This window comes from Armatimonadota bacterium, assembly GCA_018268395.1.
Taxonomy (GTDB): domain Bacteria; phylum Armatimonadota; class Fimbriimonadia; order Fimbriimonadales; family Fimbriimonadaceae; genus JAEURO01.
This window is the reverse complement of sequence record JAFDWQ010000010.1, coordinates 104171-122975: the sequence shown is the minus strand read 5'-3', so window position 1 is coordinate 122975 and position 18805 is coordinate 104171. Positions and strand designations below refer to the sequence as shown.

Sequence of the window (18805 nt, the reverse complement as noted above, 5' to 3'; positions counted from 1 at the left end):
CGCCGCAGACGTCCTGGCCGCCAACCGCTGCCTTCCGACATACGGACTTGTCACGGCCCATTCCGGCAACGTCAGCGGCCTCGACCGTATGTCCGGCACCGTCTACGTCAAACCCAGCGGCATGGATTACGCGACGATGTCCGAGTTGGACCTCGCCGTCGTCGACCTCGCTACAGGAGCACACCGGGGGGGAGCCAAGCCGAGCGTCGATCTCCCTCACCACCTCTTCCTCTACCGGAACATGCCTGAGATCGGCGCCGTCGTCCACACCCACAGCAACTACGCCACCGCCTTCGCCGCCAACGGCCTTGCGATCCCGCCGGTCCTCACCGCCATCGCCGACGAGTTCGGAGGAGAGATCCCTTGTGCGCCTTATGTCGACAATGAAGGGGACAACATCGGTCAGGCGGTCCTCATGCACAAGAACGACCGCGCCCCCGGCATCCTCCTCGCCCATCATGGGGTCTTCACATGGGGCCCGACCCCTGCAACGGCCCTCAAGGCCGCCGTCATGGTCGAAGACACGGCGAAGACGGTCTGGCTCGCTCGACAGATCGGAGAGCCCAAGCCACTACCTGCCGACGAGGTCGAGAAATGGTGGGACAGGTACCAGAACCGATACGGGCAAGGCTAAGGGGCGGCGAAGCCATGGCTCGCCAACGGCCCGAGCCTCGGCCAGCACACGATCACACCGTCCCTTCGGCCAAGGAAGAGACGTGTCCCATCCCGTGAGGCTCTCATCCTGGCGGCTTCTGGCGCCTCATCGTCTTGAAGGTGCAGGAGTTTTCCGTCGGGCATCCTGAATGTGCGCAGGTTATAACTGCTGGATACGTACAGAAATTTGCTTTCAGGAGAAAACAGCACATGCGTCCAACCTCCAGTCGTGAAGCTCTTGACGAGTGCACCGTCGCTGACTCGAAGTACGGAAGCGCGGTCCCCCGCTCCCGCGCACACATAAGACCCGTTGTTGGAGAATGCGAATGAATAGAAAAAATAGTTGCCGCTAGGCTGGGACGTCCACAGGGTGGCCCCGGTAGCGACATCGACGCAATAAACATTCTTGTAGTAACCAAGAACGATCTTGGAGCCGTCGGCTGAAAACGCAAAAGCGTTGACTTGGTCGAAACCTGCACTTATAGTTTTGACAAAGCTAAGATCAGACGTCCGATGAATGTCGATGTGGTCCGAAACTCCGAGTGCCAAGTACTGCCCGTCTGGGGAAAAGTTCATCGACAGCGCAGACTTTGTGATCCTGCCTAGTTCAGTGCCGTCCGTCGACCTGCACACCATCACGGGGTTCGATCCGAATGCGATCGTATCACTTGCAGGATTGGCAGCCAGTGCGCCTTTCGAGCCAGGAAATGGGCCCCACCTTTCGATCAGCGCTCCGCTTGACGCATCGAACACGTTGACGTTGGACGGCTTATCCTGGACATAGAGCTTAGTGCCGTCTCTACTGACGTCCATTCCGTACGGTTCTGAATGTTGCTTCACGAAAGACGCAATGGGCAAGCCACTTTGTAAGTCCCACTCCGTCAATTGCGACAGGTTTTCGATGCTTCCGGCGCACAGGATATGATCAGAGTCTTGTGCAAAAACGGCCTGACCCTGGCTGTTGGCCGAGTCATAAGGCGTTGCAAAAAGCTGTGTCCAGGTCAACGTGTCGAAGACCCTGGCCCTGACACCACTGTTCCAGTCGGTGAAAACTAACCGACCTCCGTCGCCAGAAAAACTCGGAATGCTGAGGGTGCTAGTTCCAAACGATTGCTGATAGACGATCGTACCCAGTACAAGGTTGTACACCGTCAGCATCCCGCCTTGAGTCGTAACGCACAGCCAGTCCGCTCCTGGCGAAAAAGCTATTCCCTTTCCAGTGCCGCCGCTATGAACGATAGTGTCCTGGATGGCCCCCGTTGCAGAGTCGATTAACGTCGTGACCGCACCGGTTACGGCGACCAGATCGTCTTGAGGGGAAACGGCCATGGTCGACCCCGGACTCGGAATGCTCCAGATGAGCGAACGGTCAGATAGCCGCCACTTTTTGAGCAAGCCGTCTGAACCGTTGCTGTAGATGTACTCCTCGTCCGAAGAAAACGCAATTGAGATCGTGCCGAAGGTGTCATGGGCTTTCCAGGTGCCGAGGATGTTTCCCTGCAAATTTCGGACTCGTAGATAGCCGTTTGCGAAATAGGCCACAAGCCCCTTTGTAGGCGCGACGCCAATGGCTAAGTAGGTTTCGAGGTAGGAATTCTCGAGTTTAGCAGTAACCGTCGACCAGAGGGCGTGCGCCATGGTTCCTCCCGTCGTCACGACCTTCGATCCATTGGAGACGCATCCCACTATAGAATTTCCGGACATGGGCCCGCCGATCAGCCAACTCGGCGTCGCATCGGGTCGGGCCAGTGTAACGACACATGCGACCAGAACGCACAGTGCACTGCGCATAACGTCCGATTATGGCATCAGGGGCTACAGGTTAGGCCGTGGAATCCGAGTCTCCCGCATATCTGCAGGAGAGTAACCTTTTCGTTGGCGAAGCTTTCTGCGCGCCTAAGCGAAGTCGAGCTTTTCGACGATCCGCTGGAACAGGTTCAAGCGCTCGTTCGGAATGCCGCTGAACCGGTAGGCCAACGCCTCGATGTCCCGGGCCGCCCGGCTCTTTGGAGCCGACTGGACCACGGGAGACCGACTCCGAGTGGCCTTTTCGACCGCATGGTCGTGTGAGACGCTACCCAGATAACGCAACTGGCATCCGAGGTGAAGGGCCGAAAACGTCTGGAACTTTGCCGCGACGTCCGACGCCTGCGACGAGTCCTTCACGTCGTTGACGACGAACCCGACCCGCATCATCGGCTTGCGCTCCGTCAAGACGCGCAGCGTCACATAAGCGTCCTGGACCGACGAAGGGTCCGGAGTCACGACCAACAACGCTTCGTCCGCGTTCGTCAGCATCGACAGCGCACCGCGGGCGATTCCTGCACCCGTATCCAGGAACACGATGTCGAAGATCCGCTTCAGGTTTTCCGTCGAGACGCCGCCCCGCGACAGCCGCGCATAAGTCAGCTCCGCTAGTTCCGGAGAACCCGTCGCGCCGGCAAGGACCCTCAGTCCTTCCGGGCCGGGCTCGAAACCGTCGTGCAGGGGGACCCGGCCGGAAAGGACGTCGGGCAACTTGTGCACGGGCCTCATGCCGAGCATCACATGGAGGTTCGACAGGCCGAAATCGCAGTCGATGACGCCGACGGTCAGCCCAAGGCGGGCTAGGGCGATGCCCAAGTTGGCCGTCATCGTGGTCTTGCCGACGCCGCCCTTACCACTCGTCACCGCGATGACTTTCGGAGCCGCGTTCCAGGGCCGGTGGCTGACGCCTTTGCGCTGGCGGACGACGCCTTCGAGCGGGGCCGTCACGGCCGAAACGAGGTCTTCCGTCTCCGGGCACGGGTCGCCGCCGTACGCCTCTTCAAGCGCGCGGTCGAACCCGGGCCGAGCCGGGATCAAGCGAACGTCCCGCTGAAGTTGGAACCTCAACCGGGACATCAGGTACGGATCGTCCGGCTCCTCTGCCATGCAGACGAGGACGTCGCTGCTCAGACCGATCGGCAACACCCGGTTGGCGACGGCCACTTTGGCCGGAACCAGGTCCAGCAGTTTCGGGTCGAACAACGTGTCGTGCACCGTCGTTTCGGCCACGACGGCTTCGCTCGCTTTCTCCATAGCACACCTTCTCGAACGGTCTTCCGCGGTTCAGACCACGATCGACAGGGACTCTTCCCCTTTTGACGTCCGCCACGGGCGATTGTTCCCGTGTCGAGACGCCTCGTCCCGGGTCGATTCGCCGGTTTTGGCCGCGTTCCGAAGCGAAAACATGCACGTTCCGTGCCGGAAAGGTGTCACGGCATGCGTGGGGGGACACCGGGGCCGAGTCGGTCCAGCCCCGGTCGCCATCTCATCGGAGCCTTACCTCTTGAGGACCGCCGAGTCTGGATGAAGCGCCGCTTCCGGCTTCGCACCGTAGAGTTCGGGGTGGAGGAACTTGCCGCGCTCGCCGTCCGCCTTCATCGGCTCCTTCTCCAGCGGGTACTTCTGGACATACTTGTCGTTGCGCAAAGCCGTGACCGTCCAGCACACCTTGAGCCCGGGCTTGCCGCCCCCGATCTGGAAGCGGTTCCCCTGGACCTCGGTCGCGACGTAGACCTCGGAGGGCGCCCCGACCGCCGTCAATTGATAGTGCGGCTGTTCGGCGATCTGCGCGAAGTAGAGCGGCAGGACCGCCCAGGCCTTGCCGTCCGCCCCCAGCTTCACCGTTCCCCGGTAGATCAGATAGGGCTCCGGGCCCTCCGCCGAATAGTGCCGTAACAGCTTGTTCGCCGGATCGAGCGGATGGTCGATCACGAACGACTTCGTGCCCGTCGCTTCGGTGTTGCCGACGGCCCGGATCGCGACTTTCGAGCCGCCGCCCGTGTTCTCGGCGAGCAGACCGTAGCCTGTTCCGGACGGTGTGGTCGCCCGCACGCCCCGGCCTCCGACGCCTCCACCGTAACCGACCAGGCCATAAGCGTTGTCGATGTCGCTCCGGAACACGCCGCCCGTGTTGCTGCTCCCCACCGACGTGTTCGGGTTGCCGACATAGGCCGAGACCCCTGAACCTCCTGCGGCCGTCGAGATCCCGATGCCGGCACCGGACCCGAATCCACGGACTTTGACGACGTAGTTACCCGCGTCGCTTTCGAACAGGCCTGCTTCGCCCGAGTTAAAGCCGTTCATGGTCTTCGATACGAGGCCCCTCGCATTACCCGGAGCTTCGAAAAGACCGCCCGACGACTGTTGCGAAGAGCTCGTCGTTTTCCCGTAGATCCCCGCACCCGTGTTCCCCGCCGTCTCGCCGTAGACTCCAGCGGCCCGTCCCCGGCCGAACACGCCCGTCCCTTCCGAACTGACCGCGTTCGCGAACAACCCGATCGTCGTCCCCGTCGGACTCAACTGGTCGACCACGGCCGCTCGACCGCCCACGCTCTTGCTCGTGAAATAGCCGCCCGCCCCGAGTCCGCTCGTCGCGTTGCTCTGGCCGTAGACCGCGACCCCTGTGTCCGAGAGGCTGCGCACGCCCTGAAGCGAGCCTGTCGCCTGTACCTGCACCCTGGCCAACGTCGGACTCACTCCGGCGCCGAACCGGCCTGCGAGCGCATAGCCCGAAATGTTCGTGTGACCGGTTTCCGTGACGCCTGGCGTCACATCCTGTAACGACACGGAGCCTGCGTACATCACGAGAGCCGACGAAGCCGCACCCGCGACCGCAGAGACGAGAATGGTGTGCACCGTACCCATACCGGCATTCTGACCGGACAACGTCCCCTCGTTCACTCGTTCCCTGCATTCACTCCCTCACTGGATCACCTTTGTCCCCGGACACCGAGCCTTGTTAGCACTCTGGTCCCGACTCTGCCAACGCCGGTTGATTTCCCGGCCATAATTGGCACTGTCAAGCGGCGAGTGCCAACCCGCCGCGTCGGAAGCCAAGCCCTCAAGGGCCGCTCCGGCAGGAGAACAAGACAACATGGCGAACATCAAACCCCTAGGAGACAAGGTGGTCGTCGAGGTGCTGGAGGCCGAAGAAAAGACCTCCGGCGGCATCATCCTCCCCGACAGCGCGAAGAAAAAGCCCACTGAAGGCAAAGTCGTCGCCGTCGGAGAAGGCCGCACCCTCGATAACGGCAACCGTAACAAACTCAGCGTCAAGGCGGGCGACCGCGTGCTTTTCAGCAAGTACGGCGGGAACGAAGTCACCCTCGACGGCAAGGATTTCACGATCCTCGACGAAGACCAGATCTACGCGATCGTGAAGTAAGGACGGAGCGCTCGGGAGTTCGGTGGTTCGGTGGTTCGGAAGTCCGGCTGAACGGAATGGCAGGTTACAAAGATCTCGACGTTTGGAAACTCGGTCGCGAACGGGCAGTGCTTGTTTACGGGCACTGCAGGAGCTTTCCGGAAGAAGAACGTTTCGGCCTCATTGGCCAACTGCAGCGAGCTGCGGTCTCAGTTCCCTGCAACATCGCTGAAGGCTACGGCCGACGATCGAGCGGTGAGTACTGCAGGTTCCTCAGGATCGCCAAGGGATCTCTGAACGAGGTCGAGACTTTGCTTCAGATTGCCGCCGATCTAGGAATCGCCGAAACACCACAAGAGATCGAGAGCCTGGTACCTATCGTGGGCACCAAGCTGACGAACCTGATCGAAAAGGTCTCCCAGGGGACCCTCCGAGAAGAAATCGCCGAATACTCCACCACCGAATAAGCCCGAACCAACCCGAACCAACCCGAACCACCCGAACCACCCGAACCACCCGAACCAACCCGAACAAAAAAACCATGCCAGCCAAACAACTTCTCTACGATGAAACCGCCCGCAGAGCCCTCGAGCGGGGCGTCAACAAAGTCGCCGATGCCGTGAAGGTCACGCTCGGCCCCAAAGGACGCAACGTCGTCCTCGACAAAAAGTGGGGTTCGCCCACGATCACCAAGGACGGCGTCACCGTCGCCAAGGAGATCGAGCTCGAAGACCCCTACGAGAACATGGGCGCGCAGCTCTGCAAAGAGGTCGCCTCCAAGACCAACGACGTCGCGGGAGACGGCACCACCACCGCCACCGTCCTCGCCCAGGCGATCGTGACCGAAGGCCTCCGCTACGTCGCCGCCGGCGGCAACCCGATCGCCGTCAAGCGCGGCATCGACAAGGCCGTCGAGGCCGTCGTCGAATACATCAAGAAGGAAGCCAAGACGGTCAAAGACAAGGAGCAGGTCCAGTTCGTCGCCACGATCGCCGGCAACGACGCCGAGATCGGCGTCCAGGTCAGCGACGCGATGGACAAGGTCGGCAAGGACGGTGTCATCACCGTCGAAGAGTCGAAGGGCCGCGAGACCAACGTCGAGATCGTCGAAGGCATGCAGTTCGACCGCGGCTACATCTCGCCGTACTTCGTCACCGACCCCGAGCGGATGGAAGCCGTCCTCGAGAACCCGCTGATCCTCATCCACGAGAAGAAGGTCGGCAGCGCGCAGGACCTCCTTCCCTTCCTTGAGAAGGCCGCCCAGGCCCGAAAGCCGGTCCTCATCATCGCCGAGGACGTCGAGGCCGAAGCTCTCGCCACCGTCGTCCTGAACAAGATCCGCGGCGTGCTGCAGATCGCGGCCGTCAAAGCCCCCGGCTTCGGCGACCGCCGCAAGGCCATGCTCGAGGACATCGCCGTCCTCACCAAGGGCCAGTTCATCAGCGAAGACCTCGGTACGAAGCTCGAGAACGTCACCCTCGACATGCTCGGCACCGCCAAGAAGGTCGTGATCACCAAGGAAGACACGACCATCATCGAAGGCGCGGGCACGAAGCAGTCGGTCATGGGCCGCATCAACCAGATCAAGTCCCAGATCGACAACACTGACAGCAACTACGACCGTGAGAAGCTCCAGGAGCGCCTGGCCAAGCTCTCCGGCGGCGTCGCCGTTATCAAGGTCGGCGCGAGCACCGAGACCGAGCTCAAAGAGAAGAAGCACCGCTACGAGGACGCCCTCTCCGCCACGCGCGCCGCAGTGGAAGAAGGCATCGTCACGGGTGGCGGCGTCACCCTGCTCGGCGCCCAGTCCGCGCTGGACAAGATCAAGGCCGAGGGCGACGAGCTCACCGGCATCATGATCGTCCGCCGCGCCCTCGAAGCCCCGCTCCGCACCATCGCCGAGAACGGCGGCTGGGAAGGCAGCGTGATCGTCGAGAAGGTGCGCGAAGCCAAGAACGGCTTCGGCCTCAACGCCGCTACGGGCGAGATCGTCGACCTGAGCAAGGCCGGCATCGTCGACCCCGCCAAGGTCACCCGCTCGACCGTCCAGAACGCCGCCTCCATCGCGGGCCTCGTCCTGACGACGGAAGCGCTGGTCGTCGAGAAGCCTGAGCCCAAGAAGGCTGCCCCGGCCATGCCGGGTGGCGGAATGGGCGACATGGACTTCTAAAGTCCGCTCCCCCCTCCTCGTGTGGCTGGGTGTCTTGTCCGGTCACATGAGGAGGGGGCTAGGGGGTGGAGATCCGGCAGGACCCACCTCTTTCTTTGTCAGACCAACCCCCCGGTTGACAGGGTAAGGAGGAGAGGGGGCGGGGTGAGGGCGTGTCTCAATGGCCGCAAGACGGTGCCCTCCTCCCCTCGCCCCATCTCCCTTCGCGCAGCGGCTGTGTCAGGCCACTTTCAGTTCGAAGCCTTCGCCCGTCGAACCGTCCCACAGCACGAACGGCACGCTCGGCGGAGAGGACTGCTTGTTCCGTACGGCCGTCACGCGGAAGGCGAGGTAGTCGCCCGGCGTGCCTTGGAAGGTCGTTTTGACGCGGGTCGTGCTCCCCATGATCGTCCATTCCCCTGTAGGCGCGGTGCGCGCCTCCACGAGGAAGTTCGTCCCCTCGATATTGCCGCTGCGCTTCCACTTGAGCGTGACGAGCCCCTGCCCGTCGGCGCTGCCGACCAGGTCGAGCGGTTGGGTCGGCGGGGTCTTTGCGCCCGGGGTCTTGTGGTGGGGCAGCATGAGCTGCTCCAGGAGCTGGTCGGAGACCGCCGGATTGGCGCGGAAGATCTTCGCATACTTGGCGATAACGGCTTTGCTCGCAGCCTTCTGCACGTCTTTCGCCTCCACGCTTCCCTTCGATGTCTGCTTCGCGGCAGTCGCTGCGTTGAGCGCCGTGTTGAACTGGCTCGCTGCAGCGGCGATCGCGATCAGATCAGCCGGCTGCAGGGAAAGTTGGGCCGTAAATTGAACACACAGGGCATTGAAGTTGGCCAGTGCGGTATTGAGACTCCCGTCAGACGATAGTTCGGTAATGTAGGACATGACTGTCGATCCCTAGGCTGCCACCGGCACACGCCTAGCATTCTTCATCGGCCCGTTTCCGTGTGTCTTTAGGGCGATCACCGACTTTTCTCTCCCGTTTCCCCGGGAAAAGAGAAAAGAATCCGCGGAAAGTTTCTTCTTTTCCCGGGAAGCCCTCTTTGTTCCCCCGGAGATTTTTCTCTTTCCCTCGGCTCTTTTCTTTAAAACCGGGGAAATTTTCTTCCTTCCCCCGGTTTTTTTCTTTAAACCCAGGGGAATGTTCTTTCTTTCCGGGGATTTTTTCTTCAATCCCGGGGGAATGTTCTTCTTATCCCTCGGTCCTGTTCCACTCCTGCGTCACGAGACAGACCGGGCTCTCGGTCAGGATCCGGCACTCCGGGACAACGGCTTGGCGAGAAAGTACTTGGACAGTGAGCCGGACTTATAGCGTCCGAGAATGACGCCCTTGTTGTTGATGTCGGTCAGTTCGGTGATCTCCCACCCCGGGTTGAACAGAACGAGGTCGAGGAACGGGTACCGGGAGTAGGTGCCGTCCTTCGTCCAGACCGACATTCCTCGGTCGGTGCCGACGACCCTGTCCACTCTGCCCACGACGGTCCCGCGATCGTTGATCGCGCCGCCTAGGACGCCGTTTCCTCCGAACTGTAACCCCGGCAGTCGCGTCCAGACGCCGTTCGAAAAGACCCGTGAATAGTGGTACCCGCCGTTGTCGCTGCTGTTGACGACGAACTCGCCGTTGTCGTTCACGTCGACGGCGTAGGCGTAGTCTTCAAAGGCCGGGTGGACGGTCAGCACGCCGAAGTCCCAACTCAGGGGGTTGGAGATGATGGTCGGAACGAAGGAGTCAAAGCCGACCGCCTTCCCTTTTGCGTTCGCGGCGGCGACCCCTCGGCCCTGCTCGAACTGGTGGTGAGGGAACGGTAAAGGCGTCATGGTGCCGTTTCGCAACATGACTTCGCCCTCTTCCGTGCCCGACCGGGCGTAGCCGTAGATCGCGGTGTCCGGAGCGCCGCCGTAGGCCTCGGCCATTTCGAAGCCGTCGGTAGGCCCGATCAGATGGAGCGTGCCGTTTTGCCAGAAGGCGGCCCGGGTCGACACTGCGTCAAAACACCTCCCGAAGCCGATGGGTCCCGTCACGGCGCTGATCACGCCCTGGCCGTAGGGCCCGGAATCGAGGATCGACTCACCGTTGGAGCCTTTCGAAAACGGCTTAAAGGTCCGCGTGACCGGGTCGTAGAGGCTTCCGTAGACCGTGTTCTGATCGTCCAAGCCGCTAAGACTCATCCTTCCAGGGGACGTGGGTTCGATCGGCTCCAACAAATATCGCGGCGGGGCACATGGCGCGAGCGAGATCAACGCTGACGCGAGCACGTTCGTCGCCACAAGGCGAGGAATGATGACGGCGGAGGACATGATCGCATTGTACGCTAGGCCGAACCCATGTCAAGCTGTCGACGACAGCACGGCGGGAGATGTGAGAGGGCTATCTTAGACTTCCGTCGCGAGACACACAACGTCGGAATTTGGCGCCCAGCTTCGTAGGCTCGACGGATCAGGCGATGCACCCCCAACGACTTTCGACGGACCAGGTCAGGAACGCTTCTTGTAGGTGTCCGTGCAGAAGACCGTCCAGACCCCTTTCGCGTCGGTCTGCTCGATGTGCGACGTCCACGTCTTCGAATCCGGATGCCAGGTGAACGTGTTCCGAAGTTCGCCGTCCTTGTCCTTGAAGTCGATCACGATCGAGTCGCCGACCCTCTTGCCGACGCCCAAGGACTCCGGCAACGTGCCCCCGAACGTGTCGAGCCAGTGGCACGAGTACGTCCCGTCGAGCATGCGCGTGAGATAGACGTGCGCCGCATATTGGCTTGGTTTGGCGACGTCCTTCATGTCGATGCGCAACCAGTGTCCGTCCAGCTCCCAAGAGACGGTGGCGGTGTTCACCGCCGTGCGTTTCTTGAACTCGCGTGTGATGCGCCACTTGCCGATAAAGTGGGACAAAAGGTCGTCGTGCCGGGTCGTCTGTCGGTCCTGAGCCATGAGTACGGCGAGTGACAAGATTGGCGTCACGGCGGGGAGTCTACCGGTTCCCCTGCACTTTAGGGAACAGTAAGCCCGTACCCTGATTTCAGGGCTGCCTCGAAGTCGGCCACGATGTACCACCAGTTCGACATCGTTCCTCCCTTATAAGGGATGCCGTTGTCGAGCCCGGGCATGTTCTGCATCCAGTAAACGTAGTAGTTGCCGTCCGATTGCCAGACCGATTGTGGGGTCTTGAGGGATTCACCTTCCGGAGTCCGATAGGGGATGCTCTCCCACGTTTTGCAGGAGATCGGTTTCTGCGGCCCACCTTCCGGCCTCCAGTCCTCGATGTCGCTCATTCGCGGCGTCGCGTTGTAGTAATCGTATTCTTTGGCTGCGTTCGGCGGCCAGTGGCAGCTCCCGACCCTGTTCCTACCGTCCGGTCCGACGAACTGCTTGACGAACATGTCATGGACTCCCTCCTGCCTTTTTGCGAAATAGTCGAACATGGATTCGTACTGGTGCCCCACGGTATGGAGGCTCATGTATTGCCCCAAATTGAAGTGATAGACAATGTAGTGCTTCTTGAGGGGCAAGATCTCCCACATCACGTCGAACCCGTTCGAAACTTCGATCGGGTATGTCGTGGGGCTATAGGCCCTACTTTCCGAGAGAGTGACCCCATCGACAAAGGGGCTGAAGAACCAGAACTGCTTAGCCCCTCGTTCTTCGACCTGGGCGACTCCATCGACACGCGAGACCATCCTTCCATAGTCGTAATAAGGGACGTCACGGAGGTCTTCTGACAGGAACGGGTTCCGAATGGTGGGCAGGTCCTCGTAGACCACTCGGACTTCGAGACACTTGAATCCAAGGGAGGGCGGGGCACCCGGGTTCTTGTATCCACGGAACCGCGACGCCTCCTCCATCATGTACTTGGCTGTACGAAGCTGTCGAAGGCCCAGTTGCTTGGCGTTTTCGATCGAAGGAAGCCCTTTGAGGTCTTCCATCGCCGACTTGCCTGCCCTGACGGTTTTTCCGTCGCTTGTCGGAATGACCAGCACAGCGACGACAGGGATCTCCCATTTACATCCCGCCATTGGCTTTGCCAGGACGGGGTCGACAAAAGTCTCGTCTTCTAAGACCGGAGTCCGCACCTGGATGGTCTTTCGTACGGTCGCCTCGGCGAACTCGGCTTCGACCGTGATCTTGCCAGCTCCCGTCGCAACGACGTTGTTCCATCGGTCGACCCGGCCCGGGCCCTCCAACACCCGCATCGTGCACGCGGTCGGATCGACCCGCTCGGAATACGTGAAGTCGGCAACCGTGAATGTCGCGTTGACCGAGCTTCGGTGCATCATGCCTGGAGTACTGTCGCTCTGACTACCGTTCGCGTCAAACTTCAATTCGAGCGAGACGGGCTTGAGCGTCTTTTGGAGTTGAATGTCCTGGATTCGCACCTGAGACGAGCCTCGCGGGACTGAGAGTGTCAGTTCGAGGTGCTGCACCACCATCGCGGGAAAGAGGTGCAATTTGTCGGCAGGATTCGCGCTTCGCGTGATGACCTTCGTCGTCCCGTCCGCCGCCCGAAGTGTCAACGAGTAGTTCAGAGCCCCTCCGGCCAAGAAAAACTCGATGCCTTTAGCGGAAACAGGCTGCTTGTAATCCACGGTCGCCTTCACCGACTTTCCCGGTTCGACGATGGCGCGGTTCCGGACGGATCCGTCCGTCAACGCCTTCCATTGGCTTTGTGTCAGGCCGGTCAGCGATACTTTAGTGTTCGCAGATGCTGAGAGCCCGCCTGCGATGCCGGTCGTGAGAGGCCGGATCAAGAGGGGTTGGGCGTCCCGGTCATACCGTCGCGTACTTTGCTGGGGTGGATCCGCGAGTAATCCGGCGATGACCAAAGAGGCGAACATGCCGACAAGGTACCCCTCGACCTTGAACCAGGACAATCCTCTTTCCACCCCGCAGCCGGTCTCGCTTTCGGGCCTTGATCGAGCAGCAGACTATGCGAAGTTCCGCCCTCTGACCGCTCGTTGGCGACTCTCCGGCGTTGCGTGCTCTGGACTGTCAGAGATTCTCGACTGAGTGACCTCGCAGAGTTGATGACACGCTCGCCATCGCTTCTTGCGAGCCGTGGCTGCCTCAACACTCCGCCCTCGCCTCGACTCCGCCGTACGCCCGGCCAAAAGTGTGGAGGCTAGGAAGGGCCACGGCCCGTCCGTTAACGGGCCGCCACAACGGGCCCCCATCCTCGGCGCACGACCCTAGAACGGTGCGATCTGCTCCATACGGAACATGTCGCACAAGACCCCCCAACCCAGGCTGCCGATGGGGCCGGTCGGTTTCACCGTGTACCGCGTCAGCACACGGCCGTTCGCGTCCGCATAGGCCGACATGCTCCCGGCCATCGAAGCGTTCCGGTCCGTCTCCGTCTGGCGCACCGTCGTCGCGACCAGCGTTTCCCAAAGGCTCGTCTGACGGTTGAAGACCTCGAGCGTCAGCCTGAAACTGCCGCTGGTGGTCACGTTGCCCGTCCAATGGAACCCGGTGCTCAGGACGGTGCTCGGATCCAAACCGTTATCGAACTCGACTTCGACGTTCACGGGCGGGACGGTCGCGTTCGGAACGAAGAACTTGTCGACCCGGATCATGTTCCCGTCCCTGTGCAAGAGCGAAGAAGCGCCTCCTTGGACGAGCTTGCCGAGCTTGACGACCGTCGCATCGATCTCCGAGACCGTCTGCCTCCGGGCCCAACCTCGCACGTCGGAATAACCTCCCGAACCCAAGAGGAACTCCGAACCTGAATTCGGGTCGAGGACGAAAAGGCTGTCGCGGCCGCCGCCGATCGTGCCGGCGCTCGGAAAGAGGTCTTGGATGCCCGATTGACCTGGCGAGGCATGGTCGAGGTCCGTCGTCGCACCCGTCGCCCGGTCGACCAGAAGCAACCCGCCGGTGAGTGCGGTCGAAACGTCGTAGGCGTACATCCGGCCCGTCGTCGAAACCGCCAGGCCTTGGACCGTCGTGCTGCCCATCGGCCCGGCGAGGGTGCCGACCCCGCTCACCGGGTCGATCGCCCACAGTTCGTCCGAGGCGGTCTTGTTGACCACGGCGAACATCTTTCCTCCGGCGTCGAAGGCAAGGGCCCTCACGTCGGTCGCCCCGCCCAACTGAAGCTGGTAGACCAGGTTCAAGCTCCCGTTGCTTTGGATCCGCCACAGTTGTCCCGCGATGTCGACGGTGTACCAACCGCTGCTGTAGAACGCAAGGCAGTTCGTACCGGTCAGTCCGGTCGCGACCCACGGTGCACCGACCCCGTTATTGACGTCGACCTTGTACGTCTGTCCTGTGAACGTGATGCCGACGGCGTTGTCTTGGGCCTGTGAGGCCGAAGCGACCGAAACGAGGGCTAATACAAGCGCGTTCTTCAAAACCATTTTCAATCTCCCGACAGCCCATTGTCCGGCACGCTCCCACCCGGCCGCACCTGACTTTGGTCAGGCCGGACCCTTCGTGGACCCCGACGAAGGTCGGCCACACCGCACCCATGGCTGGGCGGACACTGTCGCCTCCCGGAAATTCCGACAAGGGTCAAGATCCAATCCCCAGGAACAGCCCACCCAGGGCGCCGCGTACCTCGTGCGTTAAGCGACAAGTGCCCGGTCAAGGCCCGGGTCGCAAACTTGACAACGACTTTAAATGACTGGTACGGTGCTCCTTCAAGGTAACCGCGCTGTAGCGACACCTCCAGCGCGGATCGGAGTTAGAAATGGCTGTTTTCTTACTGACTCGGCGGGTTGCTGTCGGCGTTGCCGCGATTTCGTTCATCGGACTCGCCGCGGTGTCTTCAGCACAGGAACAGGCGGCCTTCAAAATCGCCCGAACAAAAGGCGCGACAACAGTGAACTGGAGTGAAAAGGCGACGGCCTTGGTCTCGAGGCACTTCGTCGTCAAAGTGTCCGACTCTGGCGAGGCGTCCGTACTCGAGCAACTGACGAGCAATGAGCGGAAGTCTGAGCACTCGTTCGCGACGGTCCTCGTCCGAGTGACGCAGGAAGGCCCTCAACTGGCTGGCTACATCGTCAACCAGACACGCCCCCTGGGCCTGGGCAAGTGCCTTGTGCCGCCTGGCCTTATGAAGGTGTTCGAAGGTGGACGCGTCGATCCGCGCACACTCAAGCATCTTGATGCGCTCTTCAACAACGGCGGCCCGTTTGCGGCCGGTCGTGAACTCTGGCGTCGCCAACAAGGAGCCAACCGCCTCAAGGATCCTCTCCCCGGCATCGGCGGCCCAGGGAGACCCAAAGCGGGTTCCAATCCCTCTAGCGTGCTGAAAGGCGACGGCCGGGACGCGCAAGGCCGCGGGAGAGGCCGCGCAGGCGGGCCAAGCATGCGCCCGGTCGATGGATGGATCTCTCGCGGGCCGAACGGTGAAAGACCGCGATCGATCACGACTGTGGGCGACTCACGCTCTGGAACCCAAACTGGGTCTGGGTACAGCGATTCAAGGGTCACTCGGGACTTCTCTTATGGACGCGACGCCGAAGACGCGCTAACATCGATGTACGTTGCAGCAAGAGGTCAAGCGAGTGGTGGTGGCTTTAAGGGAGAAGACTTTGCCCTTGCCGATGGAGATGTCGTCCGAAAGGAGACACGTCAAACACTCTATGAGGGGGGGGCTTTCGTGGTCGAGACCGTCTATGAAGTCGTCGCTTCCGATGGCAACGTCGTTCGAAGGTTCGCCATGTCCGAGGTGATCAACAAGCCTCAACAACGAGACCCGAACGAGCCCAAGGGCAGCGACTCCAATCCCGATGAAGGGGGTTCGCACGCCGACCTGTTCGCCGAGATCGCGCGGATGTGGCAGCACACGGGCCAAAACTTCGTATGGATGTTCTTGCGGCCCACCGCCAGGCCGGGCAGGAGTTCTTCCGTCTTGCCTCCGAAGGAGGGGACGAACAGGCCGATCGGGGACATTGCTCGATTGGGCGACAACGCGATCGTGAACCCCGATGAAGGCAAGTCTCGCTCCAGCGGAGGCACCAAGACTCCCCTTTGGCCTCGTGGGTGTCCGTTCGACGATCTTTTTGCACCGACCAATCCTCGTTGAGCCTCCTGGTGCCGGGTTCGGATCCGAAAGGGGCACGGCCAATGTCGCCGAACAGCCCCTTGGTGTTACGCCCGTCCCGAAGAGGTTCCCCGCGAAGAACGGCCCGTAGCAAGGGACAGGGGCGCAGGTCCGGGCCGCCCGTGGGTGCCCCGGTCGCACCCACGACTAAGCGGACACGAAAAGGCCCCCCGACGAGCGAGGGGCCATGGCAAGGTCACGAAAGACGACGAAGCGGGGACGGCCGGCGTCAGGCCGCCTGTTGGCCGCCATCGACCAGGCTCAGCCCCGCGCCCGGGTCGTAGACCGAGGCCGTGCCCGAAGGTGCGCTTTTCGTCGCGCCGCACTGGGCGTAGACGCGGTAACGGACGAACTGACCCGGGGTCTGGCCGTCGTGGTCGAACTTCGTGCGAGAAGAGTTGTCCACGATCTGCCACGCGCCGGACTCGCCGTAGCTGGCCTCGATGACATAGGTGGTGCCGCTCTCGTTGCCGTTCCTGTTCCAGCGGAGCGCGTTGACACCGTTGCTGCTGCCCGTCGCGCTGAGGTCGCTCGGGGCGAAGACGGGCACGGTGCCGCCCCCGCCGGGGACGTTCAGACCGAGCTGTCCGAGCAGGGCCGGGTTGATGTTGGGGATCGCCTGGAACTGGGCGTTGTACTTCGCGACGACCGCGAGCGCCTCGGACCATTCTTGGTCGCAGAGGGCGGTCGCGCCTTTCGCCGCCGCACGGGCCGTCTCTTGGGCGCTGAAGGAAGCGGCGAACTGCGTGTTGGCCGCGGCGATTTCGGAAAGTTCGCTCACATCGAGCTGTAAAGCTAAGGCGTTGGCGGCTGCGACGGACTGGAAGTTCGCCATCCAGGCCGCGAAATTGGACTTCTTCGTATGATAATAAGTCGGCATACAGCAGTCATCGGAGCCCTGGACGAAATTCCTTAGGCCCTCGTACCGAATCGTGTCAAGTTTCGGACGCCCGCCGCCCGGTCGGGGCCCGTCGCCCAAGGGTCACCGACGTTTCCAAAGAAGAAAACACCCTTGAAAAACGGCACCGGACCGTTCGGGAACGACAAAAGTCTCTTCTCGAACAAGAGAAGAATCTTGGAACACGGTCCCGGACCGTTCGGGAACGGCAAAAGTCTCTTCTGGAACAAAAAAACTCTCTTGGAAAACGGTTCCGGACCGTTCGGGACGGGAAAAGAAACGGACGGACACCGGTCCGGAACGAGGGTTGAAGCCTCGCCCACGGGCGGGACCGGGCCACCTGTCCGGCTCCTTGACCGCAGGTCACCGGCCGCTCTTGGCCCCGTCCGCCTGTCCGTCCGAGGGCAGACCCGATCAAGGCGTCGACCCGTCCAAACCCGGCCGGTCGCCCACGTCTGGATCCGCGTTCCGCCAGGACCGCAGATTTTCCTGGAACCAGGAGCCCGTGGCCGAGTCCAAGCGGGATAGGCGTGCCGCTTTGGCGCGGTCCGCCGGACACAAGGAACACATGGAGCAGGACGATGAGACGAACGTCACGTCGCTGGGGCGAAACCGCTCTGGCCCTTATGCTGTCGGGCGCGTTGGCTAGCCCTGGCGTCGCGAACCAGCACGCCTACCGAGACACGACCGCCGCCTTCAGGCAGGCCATCACCGACCCGACCGGCGTCGCAGACGACGATTTCGACGCCTATAGCGATTCGGCCAATTGGGAGGTGAACACCAACGTCACCGAGACCGACCAGGTCAACGACGAGCTGCTGATCGGTTGGCTCGCCAGACACCTGATCCCGCCCCACGGCGAGGGCCCGAACGCGCTCGGCTACCTGGACGAGATTCGAGTCGACGCCGACGACTATGCGCAAGGCAAAGGCTATTCCGTCACCCGTTCGCACGTCATCGGGCACGGTGGGCACTTCGACAAGTTCCTGGCCCGTGCGACCTTCGACATCGAGTCGACGTTCGGCGTGGACCAGATCACGAACTACTCCTTTGTGTTCGTGGGCGCGCACACTGACACGATCTATGGCGAGGTCGGCTTGGACACGACCCTCGTGTCCAGCAAAGTCGTGCCTCCGAACGCCAGCCCGACCGTAGGCAATTGCCTGTTGACTTACGACAACGCGACGGGCCGGTTCGGCGTCAGCATCGCGGTCACGGGCCTGGCGTACCATCAGATCACGGGGGCCACGCTCAACATCGGTCCTCCGGGTCAGAACGGTCCGCCGATCGGCGAGCTTGGACGGCCAGGAGACTGGACCGACATGCAGTCCCAGTCGACCTGCCTCCAATTGGACGACCTTTCGACGCAGCCGCTGCTGCTCGGGCTCGTCCGAAAGGGGTTGGTCTATGTCACCGTCATGACGCAGAACCATCCCCTCGGTGAAGTCCGTGGTCAGTTGCGGACGGTCGTCACGTCGGCGCTTCCTCGCCCCTGACCGTCGACGACCCGACCGCAAGAGGTTCGGACAGGTCTGGAGGTCGTATGGGCGGTCCGCTCAGACGCCTCCGGACCGTTCGGGACGGGAACAGAAACGGACGGACACCGGTCCGGAACGAGGGTTGAAGCCTCGCCGACCTCCCTCGGTCCCCCGCCCTTCCCTCTCCGGGCCCGGACCCGTGTGCCGCGGGTCCGGCCGGGCAGAACCGGGCCACCCGGTCCGACCACCCTGACCTCGAGCCGACTCACGTCCCGCTCCGGTCGCTCCGGTGTCGGCGTGCCTTGTGTCGTTTTCTGTCCGGACCTGAAGTTCGTGACCGCGACGCCGGGGCTTGTCGGTTCGAACTATGAGATTACAGTTTCCTTATTAAAACGGAGGCCCCTGGTTTCAGCGACGA

16 protein-coding genes are annotated in these 18805 nt (G+C 61.9%); 6 read left to right on the top strand and 10 right to left on the bottom strand.

What is annotated here, in order from left to right:
• Positions 1-13 precede the first annotated feature (13 nt).
• Positions 14-634 (top strand): class II aldolase/adducin family protein, encoded by a 621-nt coding sequence (locus JST30_16055; protein MBS1715841.1) that lies wholly within the window; start codon positions 14-16, stop codon positions 632-634.
• Here JST30_16055 and JST30_16050 read toward each other — a convergent pair.
• The 3 genes from JST30_16050 to JST30_16040 form a co-directional block, all read right to left on the bottom strand.
• The gene (locus JST30_16050; protein MBS1715840.1) at positions 631-2292 is read right to left on the bottom strand and encodes a WD40 repeat domain-containing protein; all 1662 of its coding nucleotides are present in this window, start codon (positions 2290-2292) and stop codon (positions 631-633) included. The genes JST30_16055 and JST30_16050 overlap by 4 nt on opposite strands.
• Positions 2293-2550: 258 nt before the next feature.
• Complete coding sequence (locus JST30_16045; protein ID MBS1715839.1) at positions 2551-3714, bottom strand: P-loop NTPase; 1164 nt, start codon at positions 3712-3714, stop codon at positions 2551-2553.
• A gap of 243 nt (positions 3715-3957) precedes the next feature.
• On the bottom strand, positions 3958-5325 hold the full coding sequence (locus JST30_16040; protein ID MBS1715838.1) for a hypothetical protein: 1368 nt from the start codon (positions 5323-5325) through the stop codon (positions 3958-3960).
• Positions 5326-5554: 229 nt separating this feature from the next.
• On the opposite strand from JST30_16040, the gene groES reads away from it, so the two are divergent.
• From groES to groL, 3 genes are all read left to right on the top strand, one after another.
• The gene (gene groES, locus JST30_16035; protein ID MBS1715837.1) at positions 5555-5845 is read left to right on the top strand and encodes a co-chaperone GroES; all 291 of its coding nucleotides are present in this window, start codon (positions 5555-5557) and stop codon (positions 5843-5845) included.
• A 56-nt stretch (positions 5846-5901) separates the two neighbouring features.
• On the top strand, positions 5902-6291 hold the full coding sequence (locus JST30_16030; protein ID MBS1715836.1) for a four helix bundle protein: 390 nt from the start codon (positions 5902-5904) through the stop codon (positions 6289-6291).
• A gap of 74 nt (positions 6292-6365) precedes the next feature.
• The gene (groL, locus tag JST30_16025; protein MBS1715835.1) at positions 6366-7994 is read left to right on the top strand and encodes a chaperonin GroEL; all 1629 of its coding nucleotides are present in this window, start codon (positions 6366-6368) and stop codon (positions 7992-7994) included.
• Positions 7995-8213: 219 nt separating this feature from the next.
• On the opposite strand, the gene JST30_16020 is transcribed toward groL, so the two are convergent.
• The 6 genes from JST30_16020 to JST30_15995 all read right to left on the bottom strand — a co-directional run bounded on the left by JST30_16020 (position 8214) and on the right by JST30_15995 (position 14314).
• A complete protein-coding gene (locus tag JST30_16020) occupies positions 8214-8858 on the bottom strand; it encodes a fibronectin type III domain-containing protein (GenBank protein MBS1715834.1) in 645 nt (214 codons plus the stop codon).
• A 12-nt stretch (positions 8859-8870) separates the two neighbouring features.
• Positions 8871-9146 carry a hypothetical protein gene (locus tag JST30_16015; protein MBS1715833.1) on the bottom strand — a complete coding sequence of 92 codons (276 nt, stop codon included), beginning with the start codon at positions 9144-9146 and terminating at the stop codon, positions 8871-8873.
• A gap of 72 nt (positions 9147-9218) precedes the next feature.
• The gene (locus JST30_16010) at positions 9219-10271 is read right to left on the bottom strand and encodes a hypothetical protein (GenBank protein ID MBS1715832.1); all 1053 of its coding nucleotides are present in this window, start codon (positions 10269-10271) and stop codon (positions 9219-9221) included.
• Positions 10272-10448: 177 nt separating this feature from the next.
• Entirely contained in the window at positions 10449-10928 is a 480-nt protein-coding gene (locus tag JST30_16005) for a hypothetical protein (protein MBS1715831.1), read from the bottom strand.
• 29 nt (positions 10929-10957) lie between these two features.
• The gene (locus tag JST30_16000; GenBank protein ID MBS1715830.1) at positions 10958-12835 is read right to left on the bottom strand and encodes a hypothetical protein; all 1878 of its coding nucleotides are present in this window, start codon (positions 12833-12835) and stop codon (positions 10958-10960) included.
• A 315-nt stretch (positions 12836-13150) separates the two neighbouring features.
• A complete protein-coding gene (locus JST30_15995; GenBank protein MBS1715829.1) occupies positions 13151-14314 on the bottom strand; it encodes a hypothetical protein in 1164 nt (387 codons plus the stop codon).
• A 470-nt stretch (positions 14315-14784) separates the two neighbouring features.
• On the opposite strand from JST30_15995, the gene JST30_15990 reads away from it, so the two are divergent.
• Complete coding sequence (locus JST30_15990; protein ID MBS1715828.1) at positions 14785-15993, top strand: hypothetical protein; 1209 nt, start codon at positions 14785-14787, stop codon at positions 15991-15993.
• A gap of 247 nt (positions 15994-16240) precedes the next feature.
• Here JST30_15990 and JST30_15985 read toward each other — a convergent pair whose 3' ends face one another.
• Positions 16241-16891, bottom strand: a complete 651-nt coding sequence (locus tag JST30_15985; protein ID MBS1715827.1) for a fibronectin type III domain-containing protein — start codon at positions 16889-16891, stop codon at positions 16241-16243.
• 599 nt (positions 16892-17490) lie between these two features.
• Here JST30_15985 and JST30_15980 point away from each other — a divergent pair.
• Positions 17491-18405 carry a CHRD domain-containing protein gene (locus tag JST30_15980; GenBank protein MBS1715826.1) on the top strand — a complete coding sequence of 305 codons (915 nt, stop codon included), beginning with the start codon at positions 17491-17493 and terminating at the stop codon, positions 18403-18405.
• Positions 18406-18805: the final 400 nt, after the last annotated feature.

Bases quoted from the DNA above. Each gene is read 5' to 3' on its own strand.
- JST30_16050 (MBS1715840.1), bottom strand. From the start codon at position 2,292: ATGGCGCACGCCCTCTGGTCGACGGTTACTGCTAAACTCGAGAATTCC.
- JST30_16045 (MBS1715839.1), bottom strand. From the start codon at position 3,714: ATGGAGAAAGCGAGCGAAGCCGTCGTGGCCGAAACGACGGTGCACGAC.
- JST30_16040 (MBS1715838.1), bottom strand. From the start codon at position 5,325: ATGGGTACGGTGCACACCATTCTCGTCTCTGCGGTCGCGGGTGCGGCT.
- groES (MBS1715837.1), top strand. From the start codon at position 5,555: ATGGCGAACATCAAACCCCTAGGAGACAAGGTGGTCGTCGAGGTGCTG.
- JST30_16030 (MBS1715836.1), top strand. From the start codon at position 5,902: ATGGCAGGTTACAAAGATCTCGACGTTTGGAAACTCGGTCGCGAACGG.
- groL (MBS1715835.1), top strand. From the start codon at position 6,366: ATGCCAGCCAAACAACTTCTCTACGATGAAACCGCCCGCAGAGCCCTC.
- JST30_16020 (MBS1715834.1), bottom strand. From the start codon at position 8,858: ATGTCCTACATTACCGAACTATCGTCTGACGGGAGTCTCAATACCGCA.
- JST30_16010 (MBS1715832.1), bottom strand. From the start codon at position 10,271: ATGTCCTCCGCCGTCATCATTCCTCGCCTTGTGGCGACGAACGTGCTC.
- JST30_15985 (MBS1715827.1), bottom strand. From the start codon at position 16,891: ATGCCGACTTATTATCATACGAAGAAGTCCAATTTCGCGGCCTGGATG.
- JST30_15980 (MBS1715826.1), top strand. From the start codon at position 17,491: ATGAGACGAACGTCACGTCGCTGGGGCGAAACCGCTCTGGCCCTTATG.